Consider the following 21,965-nt stretch of genomic DNA (forward strand, 5'->3'; position numbering starts at 1 on the left):
GTGGGAGCGACCTTGGTCTGGGCGGTATTCCGACGAAGAGGCCAGTACATTCACTGCATCTGCTGTGAATGTGCCGCCGTCTTCGTTGTGGTTCGGCACCCCGACAACCGGAGCGCCGGCCTGCCACTCTCATCAAACAAAATGCAAATCATTGATTTTTAATAGATATCCCGTAGGAGCGGCTTCAGCCGCGAAGCCTTCGCGGCTGAAGCCGCTCCTACAAGGGCCGCGATATCAGCGAGGCTGACTGCCCATGGCATTGACCGGCGGCACCCGGCCGCGCCATGGGCGGGCGCGTTCGAGTTGGGCGGCCAGGGACAACAGCAATGACTCTTCGCCAAACCGGCCCATGAAATGCGCCCCCAGCGGTAACCCGCTCGGACTCCAGTACAATGGCACCGACATCGCTGGCTGGCCGCTGGCGTTGCACAGGGCGGTGTACGGCGAGTAGCTGTGGAAATGCTCGATCAGTTGCTGCAGCGACCAGCGGTCGCTCTCGACCTGTAGCTCACCGAGACGTGGCGGCAGGCGGGCCAGGGTCGGGGTAAGGATCACATCGTAGTTCTGCATGAACCCCGCCATACGCCGGCCAAACGCATGAATCCACTCTACCGCGCCGGCATATTGGGCACCGGTTACTTCGCCTTTATCACGCAGGATGATCCGGGTACGGGCTTCGACTTCGTCGAGGCTGACCGGCGCGCCGCGCATTTGCCCCAATACATCGAGGTAGTTGCGGGTGCTGGCGCCGATGATGGTGAATACCTGATCGAGAAACGCCTCAAGGTCCACCGGCAGGCTTTCCTGCACCACCCGATGCCCCAGCGACTCGCAGAGCGTTGCTGCATCGCGCAGCGCTGCCTGACTGTCAGCAGACACCGGCCACGGACCGACCTGTTCGACCAGTGCGATGCGCAGCGGCGCCGGCTCGTCGAGCACTGCCAGCCGATAGGGCCGCGCCGCCAGCGGTGCGGCATAGGGTGCGCCCAGGTCAGTGCCAGCGGTAGCATCAAGCAGGGCGGCGCTGTCGCGCACGCTCAGGGTGATCGCGTGACCGGTGCCCATGCCCGCCCAGCCTTCGCCCACGATCGGCCCGGACGGCAGCAAGCCACGACTGGGCTTGAAGCCAAACACCCCGCAGCACGACGCCGGCACCCGCAGTGAGCCGCCGCCATCATTACCGTGGGCAAAAGGCACCACCCGTGCCGCGACCAAGGCCGCCGCCCCGCCGCTGGAGCCGCCGCTGCTGTGCTCCAGGCTCCATGGGTTGCCGGTGGCGCCGAAGCGCTGAGATTCGGTGGTGTACGAGGTGCCGAACTCCGGCGAGGTGCTGGTGCCCATCAACAGGCACCCGCTGCGCCGCAGGCGGCTGACCAGTTCGCCGTCGAAATCCGGCCGCGCCAGGCCCAGGGCATGGGAGCCATTGCTCATCAATGCGCCGGCCAGCGGCGAGAACAGGTCCTTGACCAGCGTCGGCACGCCCGCGAATGGCCCCAGCCGACTGGCCGGTTGTCGGGCGGCTGCACGGGCATCGTCATACAGCCGCTCGACCACCGCGTTAAGCTGCGGCTCGACCCGCTCCAGGCGCACGATGGCCGCCTCCAGCAGTTCAGCGGGGTGTAGCTCGGCATTGCGCACCCGGGTGGCCAGGCCGGTGCCGTCTTCCTGGTCGAACAGATTGTGGATGTCTTGCATGTCGGTCATTCCTGATGATTCAAAGAAGAAGCCGCTGGCGCAATGCCCTGGCGACGCTGTACAGCAATCAGGGCGCAGAGCAGTGCCATGCCGAACCCGGCCAGCGCCAGGCAGAAGATCGCCTGAGGGATGCCGCCGGCCTGAGCGGCCACCGCCAGCACCACGATGGGGCTGATGAACTGGCCCAGATACAGGCACGCGGTAAAACCACCCAGGCCACGACCCCGAGTGCGCGCGGTCAGCGCATTCATCACCGGGGCCATGACGTTAGGCACCAGCAGCCCGGCCCCAAGGCCGTGAATGAACACCGCCACCAGCACAGCGTTGTAGCTTTGTGCGCGCATCAGCAGCCACAGCCCCAGGCCCATCAGGCACAGCAAGGCCGCATTGCAACCCGGCACCCCGAGGCGACGGCGCAGCAACGGCCAGCCCAGCGAGCCGAACAGGGTCGAGAGCAGCCCCAGACCTGCCGACAGCCCGATCAGGGTGCTCGACGTCACGCCCATGGCCACCAGCAAGCCGGGCGTCTGGATCGGCACCACGAAGGTCAGGATCATGCCGCCGAGCACCAGCGCATAGCCGATCAACACGCCCGCCAGGGACACCCGGGCGCCCTCTTCACCCGCCACCTGAGCAACCTGCCGGTCCGGCTCCCAGAGCCAGCGGGCCATCAATGGCAGCAGCAGTAACGGCAACAGATACAGCGCGAACGGCCAGCGCCACGAGTGTTCGCCCAGCGCCCCACCGGCGACGAAAAACAGCGCGCCAACCAGGCCGATGGTCACCACCTGGCGGTTGACGTAGCGCAGCCGTTCTTCGCCATGCCAATAGTCGGCGATCAAGGCGGCGCAGCAGGTCATCACCGCCGCCTCGGCGCAGCCGAACAACATGCGCACCGCAACAATCGCCCGCAAGTCATCGAGCAGCAGCGGCAAGGCGCCCAGCAGCGCATAGAGCAAGGTACCGAGCACGAGCAGGTTCTTGCGCCCCAGTCGGTCGGCCAGCCAGCCGGCCAGTGGCGCAAACAGCGCGATGGCCAGCGCCGGGCCGGTCACCGCCAGCGGCACCAGCACCTCGGCATGGGCGGTGGTCGGGCCGAATTCGGCGCCGATACGCGGCAGCACCGGCGCAATCATCACCGAGCCCATAATGGTCAGGCTCGACCCCAACATCAGTAACACGCCCTCACGGCGCCCACGGGCAACCCGGAGGCTGCCCTCATGTGCAGTAGTCATGCTGAAGTCCTCAGAAACTGTGGGCGATGCGCAAGGCGACGGTATAGCCCTCGGCCCGGTTGCGGGCGTCGAACTCTTTGTAGGCATGCAGCCAGACTGGCGGCAGGCCCGGCTTGAAGTAACTCAGCGCCGGCCCCACCGCCATGACCCGGGCACGGTTGCCGGTGGCCAGGTTCGGCGCGTCGTCGTCACTGAACTGGCGGTAGTAGTAGCCGCCGATGCCCGCCGTCCATGGCCCGAAGTGCTGGCCCACGGCAAACTCGTGGCGGTACTCGACGCCGTTTTTGTAGTCAGTGGCGTTGTTGCGGGTGTTGACGTCGACTTCAAAGCTGGACGACACCTCGAAACCGTTGTCACTGATCCAGGTGCCGTTGACGATCGGCGAGAAGGTCCAGTGATTGAGGCCGGGAGAAATCAGGCGGTTTTTATCGTAGTCGCCGGTCGGTGCCTGAATCTGGAATTGCGCGTTGACGAACAGGTTCGGCGACAGGTTCCACTGCAGGATCAGCGGGGTTATTTGCACGTCAGCCAAGCGAAACGGATCGGCCTCGAACTCCAGCCGCCCGACCGGTGTGTCGATGCCGAGTTCGGCGTCCATTTTGAAGAACGGCACCACCGTACTGAAGCCGTAATTGGCACCGAACAGTTGGTAGTCGGTCATGCGAATGTAGGCCAGCCCCAACGACAGCACACTCAGGGAAAAGTCATTGTTGACGTCGTTGCCGCGGCGGTCTTTCTGCACCTTGGCCGAATAAAAGGAAGTGCGCAGGCCCAGCGTACCGTTGGGGGTGACCGGCGGTGTCATCCCGGCACCGAAGTCATAGACCCCGACAGCGGTGGTGGGTGCACCGTTCTCGGTCGCCAGGGCGGTCCCGCACAGCCCTGCCAGCGTGGCCAGTAACAAAACCCGCGCGTTGTTGTTTTTATGGTTCATGGGATGCCCCTTGTTGAGTGTCAGGGACATCCTCGACGGTAGCGGCCAAAGGCCGTTATCCGTTTTCAGCACAACCGCTGCGACGCAGGGTTTGTGACGGCAACTCGCCGAACATCTGCCGGTATTCACCCGAAAAGCGGCTCAGATGCCAGAAGCCCCAGCGCGCCGCCACGTCCTGCACCGAGGTCGCGGCACTGCCACGCAACAGCTCACGACGCACCGCATTGAGGCGCACCGCACGCAAGTAAGCCAGCGGGTTGAGGCCCAGCGCCTCCTGGAAGCAGTACTGCAATTTGCGCCGGCTGGCACCGATGTTGTTGCACAGGTCCAGCAGGGTGAAGGGTTGGTCGAGGTGGGTGAGTGCGTACTCCCTGGCCCGGTCGACCATGCGCTTGCGGGCCGTGGCGTTCAGGTGCTCGCCATCCGGGGCCACCTGATCGAGCAATTGCAGCATGATCGCGTCGCGCAGCGCATGGCGAATCGACTCATAGTTGAGGGTCTGCGCGTCAGTGCTGAACAAGTCATCGAGCACCCCACGCAGTTCAAGGTGTAACCCGGTCTCCTCCAGACGGTAACAGGTGGGAAAAGAGGTAATCTGCAATTCACGGTTCTGGCGCTGCAGTATGTCTTGCAATGCGTCGCGTTCCACGGCGATGCACAGCAGGTCCAGCGGGCCTGGGGTGCGCACTTGCGGCAGGTCATCGGCTTGCGCCACCAACAGGCTGGGGCGACTGATGGTGTGCCCGGCGCAATACACATCGCCATGTTCGGCCAGCGGCAAGCTGAACGTCAGCGCACCTTGCCAGGCCTGGCCGCTCTTGATCATGGCCTGATTAGAGCGGTCGCGGACCAGTTGCATCCAGCCGCAGCGCAGCTCGGTGAGCTCGCCCGCGAAGCGTCCCGGGGTCAATTGGTCGTAGCTGAGCTGCCAACTGGACAGGTTATGCGCATGCTCATCGATATCGGTGGCCTGGCTACGGCGCAGGCCGGAAAAATCCAGTGCAGGCGTATCGCCCGCTACAGTGAAATGGTTCATCGCCTGTCACTCCCGACGCAGTCGTCGGCACTGAGGCAAGTTCCGTTCCGGGCGCCTGGGTGCGGGCAATATTGTGCCGAAACTGGATAGTGCTGACGTCGCCGGTCACGGTCCGGGCAGGCCCAAGCGGCTTTTTTTCACCGGCTTTATAGAAAGGACTTGCGCGGACAATCTTATGGTATACCATCATACCAAATACAACGACCCACCTATGGGAGTCCTCCATGAGCTTCGAAATTCGCAAGATCGTCACCTACACCGAAGAAACCCTGATTGAAGGTGGCAAAGCCACTGACAAGCCGGTGACCATGGTCGGCCTGGCCGCCGTGATCAAGAACCCGTGGGCGGGTCGTGGTTTCGTGGAAGACCTCAAGCCTGAAATCCGTGCCTGGTGTTCCGACCTGGGTGCGCTGATGGTTGAGCGCCTGACCGCCGCCATCGGTGGTGCCGACAAGATCGAAGCTTACGGCAAGGCCGCTGTGGTCGGCGCTGATGGCGAAATCGAGCACGCTTCTGCGGTAATCCACACCCTGCGCTTTGGCAACCACTACCGCGAAGCGGTCAAGGCCAAGAGCTACCTGAGCTTCACCAACAAGCGTGGCGGCCCGGGCACTTCGATCCAGGTGCCAATGATGCACAAGGATGACGAAGGTCTGCGTTCGCACTACATCACTCTGGAATTCCAGATCGAAGATGCGCCACGTGCCGACGAAATCGTCGTGGTACTGGGCGCAGCCAACGGCGGCCGCCTGCACCCGCGCATCGGCAACCGCTACATCGACCTGGAAGAACTGGCTGCCGAGAAAGCGGCTCAGTAATTTCATTCCGGATCTGTGCGAAAGGATGGCGCGTGCAGGCCAGGATGGCCGCGCAGTGCCCCTTTCGCTACAGAGTCTGATACGCCTGTGTAGGAGCAATCCATGATTCGGCTCACCGCTGAACGCACCCCGGCCGGCACCAGTTATCTGGCGACCGGCCAAGGCCACCCCGTGGTGTTGATTCACGGGGTGGGACTCAACAAAGAAATGTGGGGCGGGCAGATCGTCGGTCTGTCGACCGGCTACCAGGTCATTGCCTATGACATGCTCGGCCATGGTGCCAGCCCGCGTCCGGACCCGGACACCGGCCTGCCAGGCTATGCCGAACAACTGCTGGAACTGCTCGACCATCTGGGCCTGGAACACGCCACGGTGATCGGATTCTCAATGGGCGGTCTGGTGGCACGTGCCTTCGCACTGCATCATCCGCAGCGTCTGGCCGGCCTGGTGGTGCTCAACAGCGTGTTCAACCGCTCTCCCGAACAGAGTGCCAGCGTTATTGCCCGTACCACCCAGGTCGCCGAACACGGCCCGGATGCCAATGCCAGCGAAGCACTGGCGCGCTGGTTCAGCCGTGAATACCAGGCGGCCAACCCGGCGCAGATCGCCGCGATTCGCCAAGACCTGGCCAATAACGATCTGCAGGGTTACCTGACCACTTATAAACTGTTCGCCACCCAGGACATGTACCGCGCCGAAGACCTGGGCAGCATCAATGTGCCGACCCTGATCGCCACCGGCGAGCTGGACCCAGGCTCGACCCCGGACATGGCTCGCCAACTGGCGATGCGCATCAAGGGCGCCGAAGTGGCCATCCTGCCTGAACAGCGCCACATGATGCCGGTCGAGTCGCCACGCCTGGTCAACCAGGTGCTGCTCGACTTCCTCGACAAATCCGCGGCCTTACACAACCCGATCAAAGGGGATGTTGCATGACCCTCACTCGTTTTCAGATGTGCATCGACGGCCAATGGGTCGATGCCCTCTCCGGCAAGACTTTCGACAGCCTCAACCCGGCGCTGGCCGAGCCTTGGGCGCAGTTGCCCGATGCCGATGAAGCCGACGTCGAACGTGCCGTACAGTCGGCGCAGACCGCCTTCGAAAGCCCGGCCTGGCGCGGTTTGACTGCCACCGCACGGGGCAAGCTGCTGCGTCGGCTGGGCGATCTGATTGCCGAGAACAAAGAACACCTGGCCCAGCTGGAAAGCCGTGACAACGGCAAGCTGATCCGCGAAACCCGCGGCCAGGTCGGCTACCTGCCCGAGTTTTTTCACTACACCGCAGGGCTTGCCGACAAGCTCGAAGGCGGCACCCTGCCGCTGGACAAGCCTGACCTGTTTGCCTACACCGTGCACGAGCCGATGGGCGTGGTCGCCGGGATCATCCCGTGGAACAGCCCGCTGTACCTGACCGCGATCAAACTGGCCCCTGCCCTGGCGGCCGGCAACACCATCGTGCTCAAGCCTTCCGAGCACGCCTCGGCGACCATTCTGGAGCTGGCGCGCCTGGCGCTGGAAGCGGGCTTCCCGCCGGGTGTGGTCAACGTGGTCACCGGCTACGGCCCAAGCACCGGCGCCGCGCTGACCCGCCACCCGCTGATTCGCAAGATCGCCTTCACCGGCGGCGCCGCCACCGCGCGCCATGTGGTGCGTAGCAGCGCCGAGAACTTCGCCAAGCTGTCGCTGGAACTGGGCGGCAAGTCGCCGAACATCATCTTCGCCGACGCCGATCTGGACAGCGCCATCAATGGCGTGGTCGCCGGCATCTACGCCGCCTCGGGGCAAAGCTGTGTGGCCGGCTCGCGGCTGCTGGTGCAGGACGAGATCTTCGATGAATTCGTCGAGCGTCTGGTCGAACGCGCCAAGCGCATCCGGATCGGCAACCCGCAAGACGAAACCACCGAGATGGGCCCGATGGCTACCGCCCAGCAACTGGCAGTCGTTGAAGGCCTGGTGGCCGACGCCGTCGCTGAAGGCGCACGCCTGCGCCTGGGTGGCAAACGCCCGGCAAACGCCGAGGCCGGCTGGTTCTATGAGCCAACCCTGTTCGAGTGCGACAGCAACTCGATGAAGATCATGCAGGAAGAAGTGTTTGGCCCGGTGGCCTCGGTGATTCGCTTCAAGGACGAGGCCGAGGCGCTGGCGATCGCCAACGACTCGCAGTTCGGCCTGGCGGCTGGCATCTGGACCCGTGATCTTGGCCGCGCACACCGGCTGGCTCGCGACGTGCGTTCCGGTATCATCTGGGTCAATACCTACCGCGCAGTATCGGCCATGGCGCCGATCGGCGGTTTCAAGAACAGCGGCTACGGTCGCGAGAGCGGCATCGACTCGGTGCTGGCCTATACCGAACTGAAAACGGTATGGATCAATCTCTCGCAAGCACCGATGCCCGATCCTTTCGTGATGCGTTAACCGAGGCTGCAGCAAATGATCGAACCCGGTATCTACAAAGAAGTCATGGGCTCCTTTCCGTCAGGGGTGACCATCGTCACCACCCTGGACGCCGAAGGCAACCTGGTAGGCATCACGGCCAGTGCGTTCAGCGCGCTGTCCATCGATCCGGCGCTGGTGCTGTTCTGCCCCAACTACGCCTCGGACACCTACCCGGTGCTGCGTGACAGCAAGCGCTTCGCCATTCACCTGCTCGGTGCCGACCAGCAAGCCGAAGCCTACGCCTTTGCCGGCAAAGGCAAGGACAAGGCCAAAGGCATCGAGTACACCCTGAGCGAGCTGGGCAACCCGTTGCTGGCCAAGGCTACAGCGATCATCGAGTGTGAACTGTGGCGTGAGTACGACGGCGGCGACCACGCCATCATCGTTGGTGCGGTGAAGAACCTGATCCTGCCGCCAGAGCCGGTGACCCCGATGATCTATCATCGCGGCAAGCTCGGCGCCCTGCCCGCGTTCGGCTAAGACTGATCGTCATGGGTGGCCTTGTTGGTTCGGGGCAACTGCGTGATAAACTCGGCAAAAGCCCGGGCCCCCTTGGGGTGCGCGGGCTTTTGCGTTAGTCCAGTCATTTACTGGCTTCGGCAGACTATCAGCGTTCGTGTAAGAGGGTGTTTACAAAATCGGCGAGCGAAGGCAAGACAAGGCGAAATTGGCCGAACAAGCGCAATGTACATTGAGTACATGAGCATTTTGAGGTCGATTTCAACGCCGTATTGCCGAGCGCAGCCATTTTGGAGCTACCCTCTGATGAACCGATCCTTGCCAGCAGCCAGCCATACTCCGAGCCGAACCGATGAAACGCCTGCCACTCGATGACACCTTCAAGGTCAACCGCAATCCCGTCACCCTGCGGGAAATCGTGTTGGACAAACTGCGCAGCGCGATCATGAATTTCCAGCTGTTGCCGGGCGACCGCCTGGTCGAGCGCGACCTGTGCGACCGCCTCGGGGTCAGCCGTACCTCGGTGCGCGAAGCCCTGCGTCACCTGGAGTCCGAAGGCCTGGTGGAATTCGCCGACGCCAAAGGCCCACGGGTGGCGATCATCACCCTCGAAGACGCCTGCGACATCTACGAGCTGCGCTGCGTACTCGAAGGCCTGATCGTGCAGCTGTTCACCCTGCGCGCCAAACCCCGCGACATCCGCGCCCTGGAGGCGGCCCTGGAAGAAAACCGCCAGGCCCTCAAGGACGGCGAGCTGCAACAGGTGATCGATTCGGTCCAAGGCTTCTACGACGTGCTGCTCGAAGGCTCGGGCAACCACGTGGCCGCCACCCAGTTGCGCCAGTTGCAGGCCCGTATCAGCTACCTGCGCGCCACCTCCGTGTCGCAAGAAAACCGCCGCGGCGCCAGCAACCAGGAAATGGAACGGATGGTCGAGGCGATCAAGAGCGGCGACCCGCTGGCCGCCCACCAGGCCTCGGTCGACCACGTGCGCAACGCCGCCCGCGTGGCCCTGGAGTACCTGCAATCGAAACAGGACGACGGCACCGAAGCACGCGACATCGTACAGCCCGTTGCACTCAAAGACCCTCGCATAGGCCGCTGATCATGCCGCTGCCGCGTTACTGCCCGCAATGCGGCAGCACAGACCTCACCCACCGCACGCCAGCCGGCGACACCCACCAACGGTTGATGTGCGGGGCCTGCCAGTACATCCACTACATCAACCCGAAGATCATTGCCGGCTGCATCATCGAGCAAGACGGCAAATACCTGCTGTGCCAACGCGCCATCCCCCCGCGCCCCGGCACCTGGACCCTGCCGGCCGGCTTCATGGAAGGCGGCGAAACCACCGAACAGGCCGCCCTGCGTGAAGTCTGGGAAGAATCAGGCGTACGCGCCGAAATCATCTCGCCCTACTCGATCTTCAGCGTGCCGAAGATCAGCGAGGTGTACATCATCTTCCGCGCCATCGCCCTGGAAGTGACCGACCAATATGGGCCGGAGACCATGGACTACCGGTTTTTTGCCCCCGAAGAGATTCCTTGGGAGAGTATTTACTACCCGGCGATACGGCAGATTCTGGAGCGGTATATCGAGGAGCGGCAGGCGGGGGTGTATGGGATTTATATAGGCAATGATGACAGTGGGAAGGTGCATTTTATTCGTTGAGTTGGGCCGGCGTGGTGGTGACCAGTCAAGACTGGTGGGGATGGGCTTGCCAGACCACAACGAAGGCGGCGACATATTCGCAGCAGATGCTGAGACTTTACTCTTCCTTGTAGACACAAGCTCTGCTGGCAAATGCAGCGCATCCATAAAAAATGTACCGCAGCAGTCGCCAGCAAAGCTGAACTGGCGCCGGGACCCGTTGCCAATCGCCCCGAGCTTCGCCGCGTTCGGCAAGCTGCTGGCAGCATTGGCACAGGCAAATCACGACAACGTGCACTCTCAGCAACAGCAATAAAGGCCAAGAGGTCACGACTTAGCGCCTCTGCTCCACTGCCATACGTACGGCCAAGCCCATCAGTACCGTGCCCATTATCCAGCGCTGCGCGGTTTGCCAGACGGGCCTGTTCACGAAGAAGTGCGCGATGGAGCCGGCCGTGATAGCAATCAGCGCATTGACGCTGACGCTGATTACGATCTGGGTAAAGCCAAGCACCAATGATTGCGTCAGCACGCTGCCATGGTCTGCAGGGCTAATAAACTGGGGCAGCAATGATAAATACATCACTGCAATTTTCGGGTTCAGGAGGTTGGTGACAAAGCCCATCATGAACAGTCTGCGAGGGCTGTCTTTGGGCAGATCCTGCACCTGGAACGCAGAGCGGCCGCCAGGCTTGATGGCCTGCCAGGCAAGATAAAGCAGATACAATGCGCCGCCGATTCTCAGGGCGTCATAGGCATAGGGAACCGCCATTAACAGTGCGGTGATACCCAGTGCGGCGCAGAGCATATAGAAGACGAAACCCAAGGCCACACCGCCCAGCGAGATTAACCCGGCCTTGCGCCCCTGGCAGATAGACCGCGAAATGAGGTAGATCATGTTTGGTCCGGGCGTCAAAACCATGCCCAGTGAGATCAAGCCATAGGCCAATAAACTGGATAACTCGGGCATGGTATTACTCCTGAAAACTCGACTCGATTGACGTAGCAGACATGCCACAAGAGTTTGAGATGTGCATGGCTGGCGGCACGATAATAGGGCGCTGGATCTGAGGCCGTTAGATACAGATCGACCGAAAAAACGTCATACACAAAAACCCTGCTGGGGAATGTCCGAGTGGGTCGGCATACGCTGATGGATGTGACGCAAGCGAGTCGCCAGCAGAGCTTGCCTCCCACAAGAATTGTGCTGATTCTTGATTAATCGGCATTACTGTTTAAGGACGCCATTGATCCATGCTTCCGCTTCCCGAAACCCTCCAGGCGTTCCTGACCGACCCTGTCATCGTCGGTGACGCATACTTACCCACGCACTACCCTGCCCCAGATCGCCTCGATGATTTCCAGATAGGCTTTCGCACCCACGGCCTTACCGGCGAAAGCCTGGCCAGCGAAGCCAACGGCGCCTGGCATCCCGCCTGGAATGTCATCGCTTTGACCGGGCTGGACGACCCCATTTTCATCTCCACAGCCGAGGCGCAAAGCGGTTATCCGGTGTATTACGCACCTCACGGTGCCGGGCGCTGGGACGCGACGCAGATTGCCCCGAGCCTCGCCGCTTTCGCTCGGCTGCTGGCCGCATTGGCGCAGGTGAATGAAGACAACGCTGAGTTTGAGCGTTTGATCGTCGAGGCGACGGGCTCGTCGAATAGATTCTGGCGGGAGATTCTTGATGCGCGCCGGGATGGTGAGGATCTGGAAGAGTCATCGCTTGATGGCGCTGACTTCGATCCGGCTGACTATCAAAGCGGCGACTTGATCGTGAGTGATCTGGGTCCGCACAAGCTCAAGGTTGTTCAGGTGATCAGCAAGAGCCGAAAAATGTCGTTGAAAGAAACATTAGCATTGGCTGAGGCGCCGCCATTTACAGCGGCAAGCGGTGTAAAGCTGCAACTTCGCCGCTTGAGTGAGCAGCTTGAAGTGCTGGGGGCGACGGTCAAATTCCGATCTGAGTGAACGGGACAGGCTGACCGGGGAAAAGCGTGAAGGGCCGGTACATTCACAGCATCTGCCGCGAATGCACTGACCTCATTCGCGACCAAGGTCGCTCCTACAATGATGTGAGGCGTCTGACCGAACAGTGTTTCAGCCAGACACAACGCCCCGCCTTTCAAACCCCCTCAACAATCACAATCTCAGCCTTCGCCACACCCTCACGATGCCCCGCCGCTTCCTGATACTCGGGCGAGTTGTAGCAGGCAATGGCCTGTTCGTAAGAATCGAATTCGATTACTACACTGCGTTGCGGGGTGTCACGGCCTTCGATGGCTTCGCAGCGGCCGCCGCGTGCCAGGAATTTGCCACCAAATAATTTGAACGCGGCAGGCGCGCGCTGGGTATATTCGGTGTACTGCTGTGGGTCGGTCACATCGACGTGGGCAATCCAGTAGGCTTTCATCTTGATCTCGCTGTTTTCAATGGATGGTTTGCAATGGAAAGCAATCTGCGAAACTCTTCGTATTATGGTATACCAGTATGGAGCGCCGTAACCATAACACCGAGATCCTGATAATGCCGTTCGATCGTATAGAAGACATCATTGACGACTACCGCCAGGGCAAGATGGTCTTGCTGGTCGATGACGAAGACCGGGAAAACGAAGGCGATCTGCTGCTCGCCGCCGACCGTTGCACGCCGCAAGCCATCAGCTTCATGGCTTGCGAAGCACGCGGCCTGATCTGCCTGACCCTGACCGATGAACACTGCGAACGCCTGGGCCTGGAACAAATGGTGCCCAGCAATGGCAGCGTGTTCGCCACCGCCTTTACCGTATCGATTGAAGCCGCGACCGGAGTCACTACCGGCATCAGCGCCGCCGACCGCGCACGCACGGTGCAGGCCGCGGTGGCCGCCGATGCCAAGGCCGAAGACCTGGTGCAACCGGGCCATATTTTCCCGTTGCGCGCCCGTGAAGGCGGCGTACTGACCCGCGCCGGGCACACTGAAGCCGGTTGCGACCTGGCGCGCCTGGCCGGTTTTAGCCCGGCCTCGGTGATTGTTGAAGTCATGAACGACGACGGCACCATGGCCCGCCGCCCGGACCTGGAAAAATTTGCCGCCAAACACGGTATCCGCATCGGCACCATCGCTGATCTGATCCACTACCGGCTGAGCAACGAGCACACGGTCGAGCGCATCGGTGAACGCGAGCTGCCCACTGTGCATGGCACCTTTCGCCTGTTTACCTATGAAGACCGCATCGAAGGTGGGGTGCACATGGCCATGGTCATGGGCGATATCAAACGTGACCAGCCGACTCTGGTACGGGTGCATGTCGTCGACCCGCTGCGCGACCTGGTCGGCGCCGAGTACACCGGCCCGGCCAACTGGACGCTGTGGGCCGCGCTGCAACGGGTTGCGCAAGAAGGTCATGGCGTGGTGGTGGTGCTGGCCAACCACGAGTCCTCGCAAGCGCTGCTCGAACGCGTACCGCAGCTGACCAAACCGCCCCGCCAGTACACCCGCTCACAATCGCGCATCTATTCCGAAGTCGGCACCGGGGCCCAGATCCTGCAGGACCTGGGTGTCGGCAAGCTGCGTCACCTCGGCCCGCCGCTCAAATATGCAGGTCTGACCGGTTACGACCTCGAGGTGGTCGAAAGCATCCCGTTCACTGGACCCATCGAGTGAAACACTCGGCCACTACCCTTACAGAATAAAAGCGACGAGGAGGTGAATCAGGGCAGGCAAAACGCTTGCAGAAAGTTTGGAATACCATAATATGATATCCCGTAGACCGAAGATTTTCGTCAGGTGCGCCCGCAAGGGATAGCCAAAAAAACAGCCTCCTGGCCCGGTCGCCAGTTTCAAAGGGTCCGCTTGGATCCACTGCTCCGATATAAGCGGGCACAAAACACAGGCCCGCTCAAAACACAACAAATGAGGGCGTGAAAATGGTGTTGAACAAACGTGCAACTGCAGTCCTGGCTGCTGGCGTGTTGGCATTCTCGAGTGCTGCAGCCATGGCCGCTGAAAGCGTGAACTTTGTCAGTTGGGGGGGCTCGACTCAGGATGCGCAGAAGCAGTCCTGGGCCGTACCTTTCACCAAGTCGAGCGGGATCACCGTCGTGCAGGACGGCCCCACCGACTACGGCAAGCTCAAGGCCATGGTGGAAAGCGGCAACGTCCAGTGGGACGTGGTCGACGTAGAGGCTGACTTTGCCCTGCGTGCCGCCAGTGAAGGCCTGCTGGAGCCGCTGGATTTCAACACGATCAAGCGCGACCGGATTGATCCGCGATTCGTTTCCGACCATGGTGCTGGCTCATTCTTCTTCTCCTTCGTGCTGGGTTACAACGAAGGCAAGGTCGGCGGCAAGAATCCGGAAAACTGGTCGGCGATGTTCGACACCAAAACCTACCCCGGCAAACGCGCCCTGTACAAATGGCCGAGCCCCGGCGTGCTGGAACTGGCCTTGCTCGCCGATGGCGTAGAAAAGGACAAGCTCTATCCGCTGGACCTGGACCGCGCCTTCAAAAAACTCGACACAATCAAGAAAGACATCGTCTGGTGGGGCGGCGGTGCCCAGTCCCAGCAACTGCTGGCCTCGGGTGAAGCGTCCATGGGCCAGATGTGGAACGGCCGGGTTTATGCGCTGCAGCAAGACGGCGCACCGGTGGGCGTGAGCTGGAAACAGAACCTGGTCATGGCTGACTTCCTGGTTGTGCCAAAAGGCGCGAAAAACAAGGAAGCTGCGATGAAGTTCATTGCCGAAGCCACCAGCGCCAAAGGCCAGGCCGACTTCTCCAACCTCAGCGCCTACGCGCCGGTCAACCTCGACAGCCAGGCCCGCCTGGACTCGACCCTGGCCAAGAACCTGCCGACTGCCTACCCGGATGAGCAGATCACCCTGGACTTCGCCTACTGGGCCAAGAACGGTGGTGATATCGCCAAGCGGTGGAACGAATGGCTGGTCAAGTAAAGATGCCGGCCGGGACTCTCGGCCAACCCTCTGTGTCCGGTGGTGCGTCCAGCACCGCCGGCGCGGTTCACGCCCCGCTAGCGAACACGAGAGCGAGCATGACAATCAAGCCTTCACTGTCACAACGCTGGCGTGGCAGCCGCAACCTGCTGCCCGCCCTGCTCTTTCTGGGGCTGTTCTTCTTCGCACCGCTGATCGGCCTGTTGCTGCGCGGTGTCCTGGAACCCACCCCGGGGCTGGGCAATTATCAGGAACTGTTTGCCAACTCGGCCTATGCCAGGGTGTTGTTCAACACCTTCTCGGTCGCCGGGCTGGTCACCCTGTTCAGCCTGCTGCTGGGCTTCCCGCTGGCCTGGGCGATTACCCTGGTGCCACGCGGCTGGGGCCGCTGGATGCTGAACATCGTGCTGCTGTCGATGTGGACCAGCCTGCTGGCCCGCACCTACTCCTGGCTGGTGCTGCTGCAAGCCTCCGGGGTGGTCAACAAATTCCTGATGGCCATGGGCATCATCGATCAGCCGCTGGAAATGGTGCATAACCTGACCGGCGTGGTGATCGGCATGACCTACATCATGATCCCGTTCATCGTCCTGCCCTTGCAGGCGACCATGCAGGCGATCGACCCGATGGTGTTGCAGGCCGGCTCCATCTGCGGTGCCAGCCCGTGGACCAACTTCTTCCGGGTGTTCCTGCCGCTGTGCCGTCCGGGGCTGTTCTCCGGTGGCCTGATGGTGTTCGTGATGTCTTTGGGGTACTACGTCACCCCGGCGCTGCTCGGCGGTGCCCAGAACATGATGCTGCCCGAATTCATCGTTCAGCAGGTGCAATCGTTCCTCAACTGGGGCCTGGCCAGTGCGGCCGCCGCGTTGCTGATCGTGATCACCCTGACGCTGTTCTACTTCTACCTGAAGCTCCAGCCGGAATCCCCGGTCGGCGCCAGTAACGCGAGGTAAGCGACCATGCTTCTGTCACCCAATGCCATGGGCCCGCGGCTGAAGACCGGTCTGTACACCGTCACTGCACTGATCGCCCTGTTCCTGCTGCTGCCGATCCTGTTCATCGTGCTGCTGTCGTTCGGCTCCTCGCAGTGGCTGGTATTCCCGCCACCGGGCTGGACGCTGAAGTGGTATCAGCAGTTTTTCTCCAACCCTGACTGGATGGACGCGGCCCTGGCCAGTTTCAAGGTCGCCATCCTGACCACCATCTGCGCGGTCGCGCTGGGCTTGCCAACAGCCTTCGCGCTGGTCCGCGGGCGGTTTCCGGGCCGCGACTTTCTGTATGGGCTGTTCACCCTGCCGATGATCGTGCCGCTGGTGATCATCGCCGTGGCGGTCTATGCGCTGTTTCTGAAACTGGGCTACACCGGCACGCTGTTCGCCTTCGTGGTCAGCCACGTGATCGTCGCCCTGCCGTTCACCATCATCTCGATCATCAACTCGTTGAAGCTGTTCGACCAGTCGATTGAAGATGCGGCGGTGATCTGTGGCGCCTCGCGCCTGCAGGCGATCTACAAGGTGACCTTTCCCGGCATTCGCCCCGGGATGATTGCCGGTGCACTGTTTGCCTTCCTGGTCTCGTGGGACGAGGTGGTGCTCAGTGTGATGATGGCCAGCCCCACCCTGCAAACCTTGCCCGTGAAAATGTGGACCACCCTGCGTCAGGACCTGACCCCCGTGATCGCCGTCGCCTCGACGCTGCTGATCGGTCTGTCGGTGCTGGTCATGTTCATCGCCGCGACCCTGCGTCGCCGTAACGAAGCCCGGAGTACCTCATGAGCGCTGTGATCAAAGATTCCGCCCACAGCGGCCAGCCACTGGTCCGCCTGAGCAACCTGAACAAGCACTACGGCGACTTCGCTGCGGTGGACAACATCAATCTGGACATCCAGGACGGCGAGTTCTTGACCTTCCTGGGTTCCAGCGGCTCGGGCAAGAGCACCACCCTGTCGATGCTGGCCGGTTTCGAGACCGTCAGCAGCGGTGAGATCCTGGTCAATGGCAAGTCGCTGGTCAACGTACCGCCGCATAAACGCGGGATCGGCATGGTGTTCCAGCGCTACTCGCTGTTCCCGCACCTGAACGTGCGCGACAACATCGCCTTCCCGCTCAACATCCGCAAGATGGATGCCGCCGAGCGTGACAAGAAAGTCGATGCCATGCTCAAACTGGTGCAGCTGGAAAAGTTCGCCCACCGCCGCCCCGCGCAACTCTCTGGCGGCCAGCAACAACGGGTAGCGATTGCCAGGGCACTGGTGTACGAGCCACGCATCCTGCTGATGGACGAACCGCTGGGGGCACTGGACAAAAAACTGCGTGAGGACTTGCAGGACGAGCTGCGTCAGCTGCATCGCCGGCTGGGCATCACCATCGTCTACGTGACCCACGACCAGGAAGAGGCCATGCGCCTGAGCCAGCGCATTGCAATCTTCAGCCACGGCAAGATCGTCGGTCTGGGCAGCGGTTACGACCTGTACCAGAACCCGCCCAATGCCTTTGTCGCCTCGTTCCTGGGCAACTCCAACTTCCTGCGCGCCAAGGCACAAGGCAACGCGGTGGCAACCTTCGAAGGCCAGCCACTGTCGATCCGCCTGACCGCGGGCCTGAAGACCGATCAGGACATCCTGCTGATGGTCCGCCCGGAAAAAGCCCAGGCACTGAGCGTCGACCAGGCCCAGACCCAGCCGCTGGCCGAAGGCTGGAATGAAGTCACTGCCAAGGTGACCGAAGTGCTGTTCCTGGGCGAGAGCCAGACCTGCGCAGTCGTCACCCAAGGCGGCACAGCGATGACCGTCAAAGCGCTCTCGGCCACCGGCATGCCGCTCAAAGCCGGTGACCCGGTAAAAGTCCGCTGGGCCACTGCCGATGCCTGCATCTACACCGAATGGGCCGAAGAGGACCTGAACAAGGCCGCTGGCGCGCATTGACTCAACGCTCAACGCAAGAACGACAATGCCCTCGCAAGAGGGCATTGTCGTTTGTGCTGCGCCGCTCAGGCGTGAATCAGCGCTGCGGTTGTTGACGCCCTTCGGCGACCCAAGTGTTGAGCAGGCTGTAGGCCACCGCCAGCAGGGTCGGGCCGATGAACAGGCCGATAAAGCCGAATGCCAGCAGGCCGCCGAACACACCCAGCAGCACGATCACCAGCGGCAGGTTGCCGCCGCGGCTGATCAGGTACGGCTTGAGCACGTTATCCACGCCGCTGATGACGAAGGTGCCCCACAGGCCAAGGAACACCGCCATGCCATAGCTCTCCTGAAAAATCAGCCAGGCGCTGGCCGGGATCCATACCAGTGGCGGCCCCATGGGAATCAGACTGAACACGAAGGTCAGAATGCCCAGCACCAGCGCCCCCGGAATACCGGCGATCAGAAACCCGATCAGGGCCAGAATGCCCTGCGCAGCGGCCGTACCGATTACCCCGTTGACCACTCGTTGCACGGTACCGGCAACCAGATCCAGGTAAGACTGCGCACGCTCGCCGATCAGCCGTTCCAGCAGGCGCAGCACAAAGGCGGCCAGCCGCGGGCCATCGCGATAGAAAAACCAGGCGAAGACAATGCTCAGGGTCAGTTCCAGAATGCCGCCGCCGATTTGCGCGCTGCGGGCCAGCAGCCAGTTACCGACCTGACCGAAATAAGGCTTGATGTTGGCCAGCAACGCCGCGCCCTGTTCATCGATGGTGTTCCAGAAGCCCACCAGCCGCTCGCCCACCAGCGGAATGCCGGCCAGCCACTCGGGCGGGTCTGGCAGGCCATCAACCTGCACGTCACGGATGAAGTTGGTGGCATCGCGCACATGATCGGCCAGGTTGAAGCCAAGCCACACCAGCGGCGCGGCGACCAGTACCAGCCAGCACAGACACATCAGGCTCGCCGCCAGGGTTTCATTGCCGCGACAGGCCCGGGTCAACAGGCGCATCAGCGGCCAGCTGGCAAACGCCAGCACCGCGCCCCAGACCAGCGCCGACCAGAACGGCGCCATCACCCAGAAACAGGCACCCAACAGTGCCAGGAGCAGAATCTGCACCAGCAGACGATCGTTATTGAGCATGGCGTTGTCCAGGAGAGAGAAGAATTACCAGTCGAGCATAGTGGCCGGGCGTGACAATCAGCAGCCAATCATCACGCCCGCTGCACCTTAACGAATCACGTTGACCAGCAGGCCGGGCTGCTCGGCAGCGCTGATTTCCAGACGCGCAGCACGCACGCCCTTGGCAATCAGCGCATCACGCCAGGCCTGGGCCTGGCTGCCTGCAACTGTGACACGCAAGCTGCTGTCGAGGTTCAGGCCACGGGCCAGAACCGTGACCCAGTTGTCTTGCGGCTCGCCCTTGAGCCGCGCCAGCTCCAGGCTGCCGCTGGTCTTGAGTTGGCGCAATAACGTGGAAGGGCTCGGCAGCAGATCGCCCAGCGGCGCCTGGGCAGCCAGTTGCTCGACATGCAGGTAGGCGCGGCGGTTGCCACGGGTAATGGCGTACAACGCCACCAGGGTGTCTTGCTCAGGTTCGGCCAGGCGCAACAGCAGATAGGCCTGACGGTCGTCGGCCCCGTACAGCCGGGCGTTGCCGAACACCTGATTGGCCCACAGGCTGCTCTCGCCGCAATCACGGGCCTGACACCAGAACAGCAATTCGGCGTGGCGCGCCTGCAACGCTTCGCGGGCAGCGGTAAAGGCGGCATCGGAGCTATGGCCTGCGGGCAGCTCATAAGTGACCGCCTGCAACGGGCCACGGGCCGTGACCGGATTATCGTAGCGCAACTGGCCGCTGATCTTGCGAACGGCGCCGAGCGGATAAGTACGCTCCTGTTCGGCAGGCGCCCGGTAATCGACAATTTCGGTGTCGACCGGACGCGGCACGATATCCAGATCGCGGCTGCCGGCGATGTCTGCGGCCATTGCCGTGGCCGGCAAGGCCAGCCACAGGCATAGCCAGGGCGCGCCGAATGAACGTAAGCGGCGGCTCATAGGCACAGCGCCGGACGGGAAAGACAAAGGCTGGAATTAAAGACTGCGGGGTGATCCATCATGATTGACTCCTGTTTCAACCTGCCCAGCCTCGGTAGTTGACCGGCGCAAGTCAAGAAATGGAGAACAGCCGATTGAAACAGTCTGCGACAGCATGTGTCCCGGTGACATCATCAAGATGCAGATGATGACCGCCCGGCAGGCTGTGAATGCCGATCGGCAAGTCCTCCAGCAAGGCCCGATGAGCACTGAGCAAGCCGTCCTCAGCCAGCACCAGCAGGCTCGGGCAACGGATCCGCCGGGCAAAGGCCAGCGCCTGTTCAGGTGTGAAACGCACTGCGGTGGGCAGCGTCAGACGGCTGTCGCTGCGCCAGGTGTAACCGCCCGGCACCGCCATCAAACCACGCTGGGCGAGCAATTGGGCCGCTTCGCGGCTGACCGGCAAACGGCCACTCATGCGTGCCTGAATGGCCCGCTCCGGATCGCTGTACACCGGTTTTCTCTTGTCGCCCAGAGCCAGTCGCGCAAGCAGCGCTTCGCCCAGCCGCTCAGGGGCCTGCCCGGCTTCGTCGGTCAGTGGCAACAGGCCGTCGATCAACGCCAGGCGCTCGACACGCTCGGGCAAGGCGCCGGCCAGCAATACCGAAATGATCGCCCCCAACGAATGCCCCAACAGCGAGAAGCGCTGCCAGCCCAGTTGCCCGGCGACCAGCAAGACGTCTTGCACGTAGTCTGCCAGGTGATACCCGACCCCGGCCGGCCGGTGATCAGAGTGGCCATGCCCGGCCAGGTCCAGGGCGACGATGCGCAGCCCCGGCAAGGCCGGCGCCAGCCGCGCAAAGCTGTTGGCGTTGTCCAGCCAGCCATGCACGGCAATCACCGGCTGGCCATCTTCGGGACCGAACAGGTGCGCGGCCAGCTCGATATGGCCGAGGTTGATGCGTATTTCTTCGACGAGCGGGTTCATGGCTGGCCTGCGTCGTGGTTATTCCAGCGGGTAAACAGGGTTTTTAGCATGTGTGCCGTCTGGTCAGGGTGTTCAAGGGGAAACATGTGCCCACCGGGCATCGACAGGTATTCACCGTGGCGCAGCCGGCGGACCTGCAGGCCATGGCGCGGCATGACCACCCTGCTCTGCTGGCCGCGGACCATCGCCAGCGGCACTTCAAGCTGGCGCGTAGGCCGCGGGCTGGTGTGCGGGATGCTGCGGTAGATACTGATCTCGGTGGCCGGATCGAAACGCAGGGTCAGCTTTTCGCCGTCGGCGCGCAAACCATGGCGCAGGTAAGCTTCGAAACACTCGGGGTCGAAACGGCGGAACAGACTTTTGCTGGCGAAGTAGGCACGTGCCGCCTCCAGACTGTCAAACTCCTCGCGTCGCCCCAGAGTGCGGCCGGCCGGCGTGATCCGGTCGATAAACCCCAGCCGCTTGGCGGCGCGGATCATCCATTGGTCGGCCAGGCCCAGCACTGGCGAATCGAGCATTACCACGCCACGGTACAGCTCGGGGCTGCGTAACGCGGCATGAAAGTGCAACAGGCCGCCCAGTGAATGGCCAACACCCCAGACCGGTCCCGGCTGCTCGCGCAGATGATGCAACAACTCATCAACCAGGTTCAGCCAGTTTTCATTGACCGGAAAACGCGGATCATGGGCATGTTGTTCAAGATGGGCTACGGCGAACTCTGGCGCCAGGGCGGCGAACAGCTTGCCATAGGTGGCCGAGGGAAAGCCGTTGGCGTGGGCGAAGAACACCTGTTGCGACATGTCAGCACACTCGTGGCCGGGTCAATGGCGATGAT

23 protein-coding genes are annotated in these 21,965 nt (G+C 62.2%); 13 read left to right on the forward strand and 10 right to left on the reverse strand.

The features are described 5' to 3' along the window. Window positions 1-234: 234 nt before the first annotated feature. From PSCI_RS24480 to PSCI_RS24495, 4 genes are read right to left on the reverse strand one after another with little or no spacing between them, the layout of a single operon-like run. Complete coding sequence (locus tag PSCI_RS24480) at window positions 235-1,695, reverse strand: amidase (protein WP_045492026.1); 1,461 nt, start codon at window positions 1,693-1,695, stop codon at window positions 235-237. A 5-nt stretch (window positions 1,696-1,700) separates the two neighbouring features. Then, window positions 1,701-2,930, reverse strand: coding sequence for an MFS transporter (locus tag PSCI_RS24485; protein ID WP_045492028.1), 1,230 nt, complete (start codon window positions 2,928-2,930; stop codon window positions 1,701-1,703). A gap of 10 nt (window positions 2,931-2,940) precedes the next feature. After that, on the reverse strand, window positions 2,941-3,864 hold the full coding sequence (locus tag PSCI_RS24490) for a SphA family protein (RefSeq protein ID WP_045492030.1): 924 nt from the start codon (window positions 3,862-3,864) through the stop codon (window positions 2,941-2,943). Between the two features lie 55 nt (window positions 3,865-3,919). After that, window positions 3,920-4,900, reverse strand: a complete 981-nt coding sequence (locus tag PSCI_RS24495) for a helix-turn-helix domain-containing protein (protein ID WP_045492032.1) — start codon at window positions 4,898-4,900, stop codon at window positions 3,920-3,922. 224 nt (window positions 4,901-5,124) lie between these two features. On the opposite strand from PSCI_RS24495, the gene PSCI_RS24500 reads away from it, so the two are divergent. The 7 genes from PSCI_RS24500 (at window position 5,125) to PSCI_RS24530 (ending at window position 10,578) form a co-directional block, all read left to right on the forward strand. Next, window positions 5,125-5,718, forward strand: coding sequence for an amino acid synthesis family protein (locus tag PSCI_RS24500; RefSeq protein WP_045492034.1), 594 nt, complete (start codon window positions 5,125-5,127; stop codon window positions 5,716-5,718). A 102-nt stretch (window positions 5,719-5,820) separates the two neighbouring features. After that, complete coding sequence (locus tag PSCI_RS24505; RefSeq protein ID WP_045492036.1) at window positions 5,821-6,654, forward strand: alpha/beta fold hydrolase; 834 nt, start codon at window positions 5,821-5,823, stop codon at window positions 6,652-6,654. Next, window positions 6,651-8,132 (forward strand): aldehyde dehydrogenase, encoded by a 1,482-nt coding sequence (locus PSCI_RS24510; RefSeq protein ID WP_045492038.1) that lies wholly within the window; start codon window positions 6,651-6,653, stop codon window positions 8,130-8,132. The genes PSCI_RS24505 and PSCI_RS24510 overlap by 4 nt, the downstream gene beginning before the upstream one ends. 15 nt (window positions 8,133-8,147) lie before the next feature. After that, window positions 8,148-8,633 carry a flavin reductase family protein gene (locus PSCI_RS24515; protein WP_045492040.1) on the forward strand — a complete coding sequence of 162 codons (486 nt, stop codon included), beginning with the start codon at window positions 8,148-8,150 and terminating at the stop codon, window positions 8,631-8,633. Between the two features lie 331 nt (window positions 8,634-8,964). Continuing rightward, on the forward strand, window positions 8,965-9,717 hold the full coding sequence (locus PSCI_RS24520; protein ID WP_045492042.1) for a GntR family transcriptional regulator: 753 nt from the start codon (window positions 8,965-8,967) through the stop codon (window positions 9,715-9,717). A gap of 2 nt (window positions 9,718-9,719) precedes the next feature. Continuing rightward, window positions 9,720-10,283: an NUDIX hydrolase gene (locus PSCI_RS24525; protein ID WP_045492044.1), complete on the forward strand. Its 564-nt coding sequence runs from the start codon at window positions 9,720-9,722 to the stop codon at window positions 10,281-10,283. 40 nt (window positions 10,284-10,323) lie between these two features. Further along, window positions 10,324-10,578, forward strand: coding sequence for a hypothetical protein (locus tag PSCI_RS24530; RefSeq protein ID WP_045492046.1), 255 nt, complete (start codon window positions 10,324-10,326; stop codon window positions 10,576-10,578). 18 nt (window positions 10,579-10,596) lie between these two features. On the opposite strand, the gene PSCI_RS24535 is transcribed toward PSCI_RS24530, so the two are convergent. Further along, window positions 10,597-11,232: a LysE family translocator gene (locus PSCI_RS24535; RefSeq protein ID WP_045492048.1), complete on the reverse strand. Its 636-nt coding sequence runs from the start codon at window positions 11,230-11,232 to the stop codon at window positions 10,597-10,599. Window positions 11,233-11,516: 284 nt separating this feature from the next. Here PSCI_RS24535 and PSCI_RS24540 point away from each other — a divergent pair, with 284 nt between their 5' ends. Continuing rightward, complete coding sequence (locus tag PSCI_RS24540; protein ID WP_045492050.1) at window positions 11,517-12,236, forward strand: hypothetical protein; 720 nt, start codon at window positions 11,517-11,519, stop codon at window positions 12,234-12,236. A gap of 154 nt (window positions 12,237-12,390) precedes the next feature. Here PSCI_RS24540 and PSCI_RS24545 read toward each other — a convergent pair whose 3' ends face one another. Further along, window positions 12,391-12,678, reverse strand: a complete 288-nt coding sequence (locus PSCI_RS24545; RefSeq protein ID WP_045492052.1) for a DUF1330 domain-containing protein — start codon at window positions 12,676-12,678, stop codon at window positions 12,391-12,393. A gap of 113 nt (window positions 12,679-12,791) precedes the next feature. On the opposite strand from PSCI_RS24545, the gene ribBA reads away from it, so the two are divergent. From ribBA to PSCI_RS24570, 5 genes are all read left to right on the forward strand, one after another. Beyond that, a complete protein-coding gene (gene ribBA / locus PSCI_RS24550) occupies window positions 12,792-13,910 on the forward strand; it encodes a bifunctional 3,4-dihydroxy-2-butanone-4-phosphate synthase/GTP cyclohydrolase II (protein WP_045494865.1) in 1,119 nt (372 codons plus the stop codon). Between the two features lie 263 nt (window positions 13,911-14,173). Continuing rightward, window positions 14,174-15,199 (forward strand): ABC transporter substrate-binding protein, encoded by a 1,026-nt coding sequence (locus tag PSCI_RS24555; RefSeq protein WP_045492054.1) that lies wholly within the window; start codon window positions 14,174-14,176, stop codon window positions 15,197-15,199. Next, window positions 15,184-16,152, forward strand: a complete 969-nt coding sequence (locus tag PSCI_RS24560; RefSeq protein ID WP_084710113.1) for an ABC transporter permease — start codon at window positions 15,184-15,186, stop codon at window positions 16,150-16,152. The genes PSCI_RS24555 and PSCI_RS24560 overlap by 16 nt, the downstream gene beginning before the upstream one ends. A gap of 6 nt (window positions 16,153-16,158) precedes the next feature. Further along, entirely contained in the window at window positions 16,159-16,974 is an 816-nt protein-coding gene (locus PSCI_RS24565; RefSeq protein ID WP_045492058.1) for an ABC transporter permease, read from the forward strand. After that, entirely contained in the window at window positions 16,971-18,122 is a 1,152-nt protein-coding gene (locus PSCI_RS24570) for an ABC transporter ATP-binding protein (RefSeq protein ID WP_045492060.1), read from the forward strand. Before PSCI_RS24565 ends, PSCI_RS24570 begins: the two co-directional genes overlap by 4 nt. A gap of 76 nt (window positions 18,123-18,198) precedes the next feature. On the opposite strand, the gene PSCI_RS24575 is transcribed toward PSCI_RS24570, so the two are convergent. From PSCI_RS24575 to PSCI_RS24590, 4 genes are all read right to left on the reverse strand, one after another. Next, a complete protein-coding gene (locus tag PSCI_RS24575; RefSeq protein WP_045492062.1) occupies window positions 18,199-19,248 on the reverse strand; it encodes an AI-2E family transporter in 1,050 nt (349 codons plus the stop codon). 87 nt (window positions 19,249-19,335) lie between these two features. Then, window positions 19,336-20,094 (reverse strand): DUF4892 domain-containing protein, encoded by a 759-nt coding sequence (locus tag PSCI_RS24580; protein WP_231906622.1) that lies wholly within the window; start codon window positions 20,092-20,094, stop codon window positions 19,336-19,338. 181 nt (window positions 20,095-20,275) lie between these two features. Continuing rightward, window positions 20,276-21,130 (reverse strand): alpha/beta fold hydrolase, encoded by an 855-nt coding sequence (locus tag PSCI_RS24585; protein ID WP_045492066.1) that lies wholly within the window; start codon window positions 21,128-21,130, stop codon window positions 20,276-20,278. Continuing rightward, window positions 21,127-21,930 carry an alpha/beta fold hydrolase gene (locus PSCI_RS24590; protein WP_045492067.1) on the reverse strand — a complete coding sequence of 268 codons (804 nt, stop codon included), beginning with the start codon at window positions 21,928-21,930 and terminating at the stop codon, window positions 21,127-21,129. The genes PSCI_RS24585 and PSCI_RS24590 overlap by 4 nt, the downstream gene beginning before the upstream one ends. Window positions 21,931-21,965 lie beyond the last annotated feature (35 nt).

Origin of the sequence: Pseudomonas sp. StFLB209 (assembly GCF_000829415.1) — a bacterium.
Classification (GTDB): domain Bacteria; phylum Pseudomonadota; class Gammaproteobacteria; order Pseudomonadales; family Pseudomonadaceae; genus Aquipseudomonas.

What these genes read in the sequence shown, in the direction of transcription:
- PSCI_RS24590 (WP_045492067.1), bottom strand. Translation starts at nt 21,930, where the DNA reads ATGTCGCAACAGGTGTTCTTCGCCCACGCCAACGGCTTTCCCTCGGCC.
- PSCI_RS24585 (WP_045492066.1), bottom strand. Translation starts at nt 21,130, where the DNA reads ATGAACCCGCTCGTCGAAGAAATACGCATCAACCTCGGCCATATCGAG.
- PSCI_RS24540 (WP_045492050.1), top strand. Translation starts at nt 11,517, where the DNA reads ATGCTTCCGCTTCCCGAAACCCTCCAGGCGTTCCTGACCGACCCTGTC.
- PSCI_RS24520 (WP_045492042.1), top strand. Translation starts at nt 8,965, where the DNA reads ATGAAACGCCTGCCACTCGATGACACCTTCAAGGTCAACCGCAATCCC.
- PSCI_RS24505 (WP_045492036.1), top strand. Translation starts at nt 5,821, where the DNA reads ATGATTCGGCTCACCGCTGAACGCACCCCGGCCGGCACCAGTTATCTG.
- PSCI_RS24495 (WP_045492032.1), bottom strand. Translation starts at nt 4,900, where the DNA reads ATGAACCATTTCACTGTAGCGGGCGATACGCCTGCACTGGATTTTTCC.
- PSCI_RS24565 (WP_045492058.1), top strand. Translation starts at nt 16,159, where the DNA reads ATGCTTCTGTCACCCAATGCCATGGGCCCGCGGCTGAAGACCGGTCTG.
- PSCI_RS24555 (WP_045492054.1), top strand. Translation starts at nt 14,174, where the DNA reads ATGGTGTTGAACAAACGTGCAACTGCAGTCCTGGCTGCTGGCGTGTTG.
- PSCI_RS24530 (WP_045492046.1), top strand. Translation starts at nt 10,324, where the DNA reads ATGGGCTTGCCAGACCACAACGAAGGCGGCGACATATTCGCAGCAGAT.
- PSCI_RS24515 (WP_045492040.1), top strand. Translation starts at nt 8,148, where the DNA reads ATGATCGAACCCGGTATCTACAAAGAAGTCATGGGCTCCTTTCCGTCA.
- PSCI_RS24500 (WP_045492034.1), top strand. Translation starts at nt 5,125, where the DNA reads ATGAGCTTCGAAATTCGCAAGATCGTCACCTACACCGAAGAAACCCTG.
- PSCI_RS24510 (WP_045492038.1), top strand. Translation starts at nt 6,651, where the DNA reads ATGACCCTCACTCGTTTTCAGATGTGCATCGACGGCCAATGGGTCGAT.
- PSCI_RS24545 (WP_045492052.1), bottom strand. Translation starts at nt 12,678, where the DNA reads ATGAAAGCCTACTGGATTGCCCACGTCGATGTGACCGACCCACAGCAG.
- PSCI_RS24485 (WP_045492028.1), bottom strand. Translation starts at nt 2,930, where the DNA reads ATGACTACTGCACATGAGGGCAGCCTCCGGGTTGCCCGTGGGCGCCGT.
- PSCI_RS24575 (WP_045492062.1), bottom strand. Translation starts at nt 19,248, where the DNA reads ATGCTCAATAACGATCGTCTGCTGGTGCAGATTCTGCTCCTGGCACTG.
- PSCI_RS24570 (WP_045492060.1), top strand. Translation starts at nt 16,971, where the DNA reads ATGAGCGCTGTGATCAAAGATTCCGCCCACAGCGGCCAGCCACTGGTC.
- PSCI_RS24480 (WP_045492026.1), bottom strand. Translation starts at nt 1,695, where the DNA reads ATGCAAGACATCCACAATCTGTTCGACCAGGAAGACGGCACCGGCCTG.
- PSCI_RS24580 (WP_231906622.1), bottom strand. Translation starts at nt 20,094, where the DNA reads ATGGCCGCAGACATCGCCGGCAGCCGCGATCTGGATATCGTGCCGCGT.
- PSCI_RS24560 (WP_084710113.1), top strand. Translation starts at nt 15,184, where the DNA reads ATGGCTGGTCAAGTAAAGATGCCGGCCGGGACTCTCGGCCAACCCTCT.
- ribBA (WP_045494865.1), top strand. Translation starts at nt 12,792, where the DNA reads ATGCCGTTCGATCGTATAGAAGACATCATTGACGACTACCGCCAGGGC.
- PSCI_RS24525 (WP_045492044.1), top strand. Translation starts at nt 9,720, where the DNA reads ATGCCGCTGCCGCGTTACTGCCCGCAATGCGGCAGCACAGACCTCACC.
- PSCI_RS24535 (WP_045492048.1), bottom strand. Translation starts at nt 11,232, where the DNA reads ATGCCCGAGTTATCCAGTTTATTGGCCTATGGCTTGATCTCACTGGGC.
- PSCI_RS24490 (WP_045492030.1), bottom strand. Translation starts at nt 3,864, where the DNA reads ATGAACCATAAAAACAACAACGCGCGGGTTTTGTTACTGGCCACGCTG.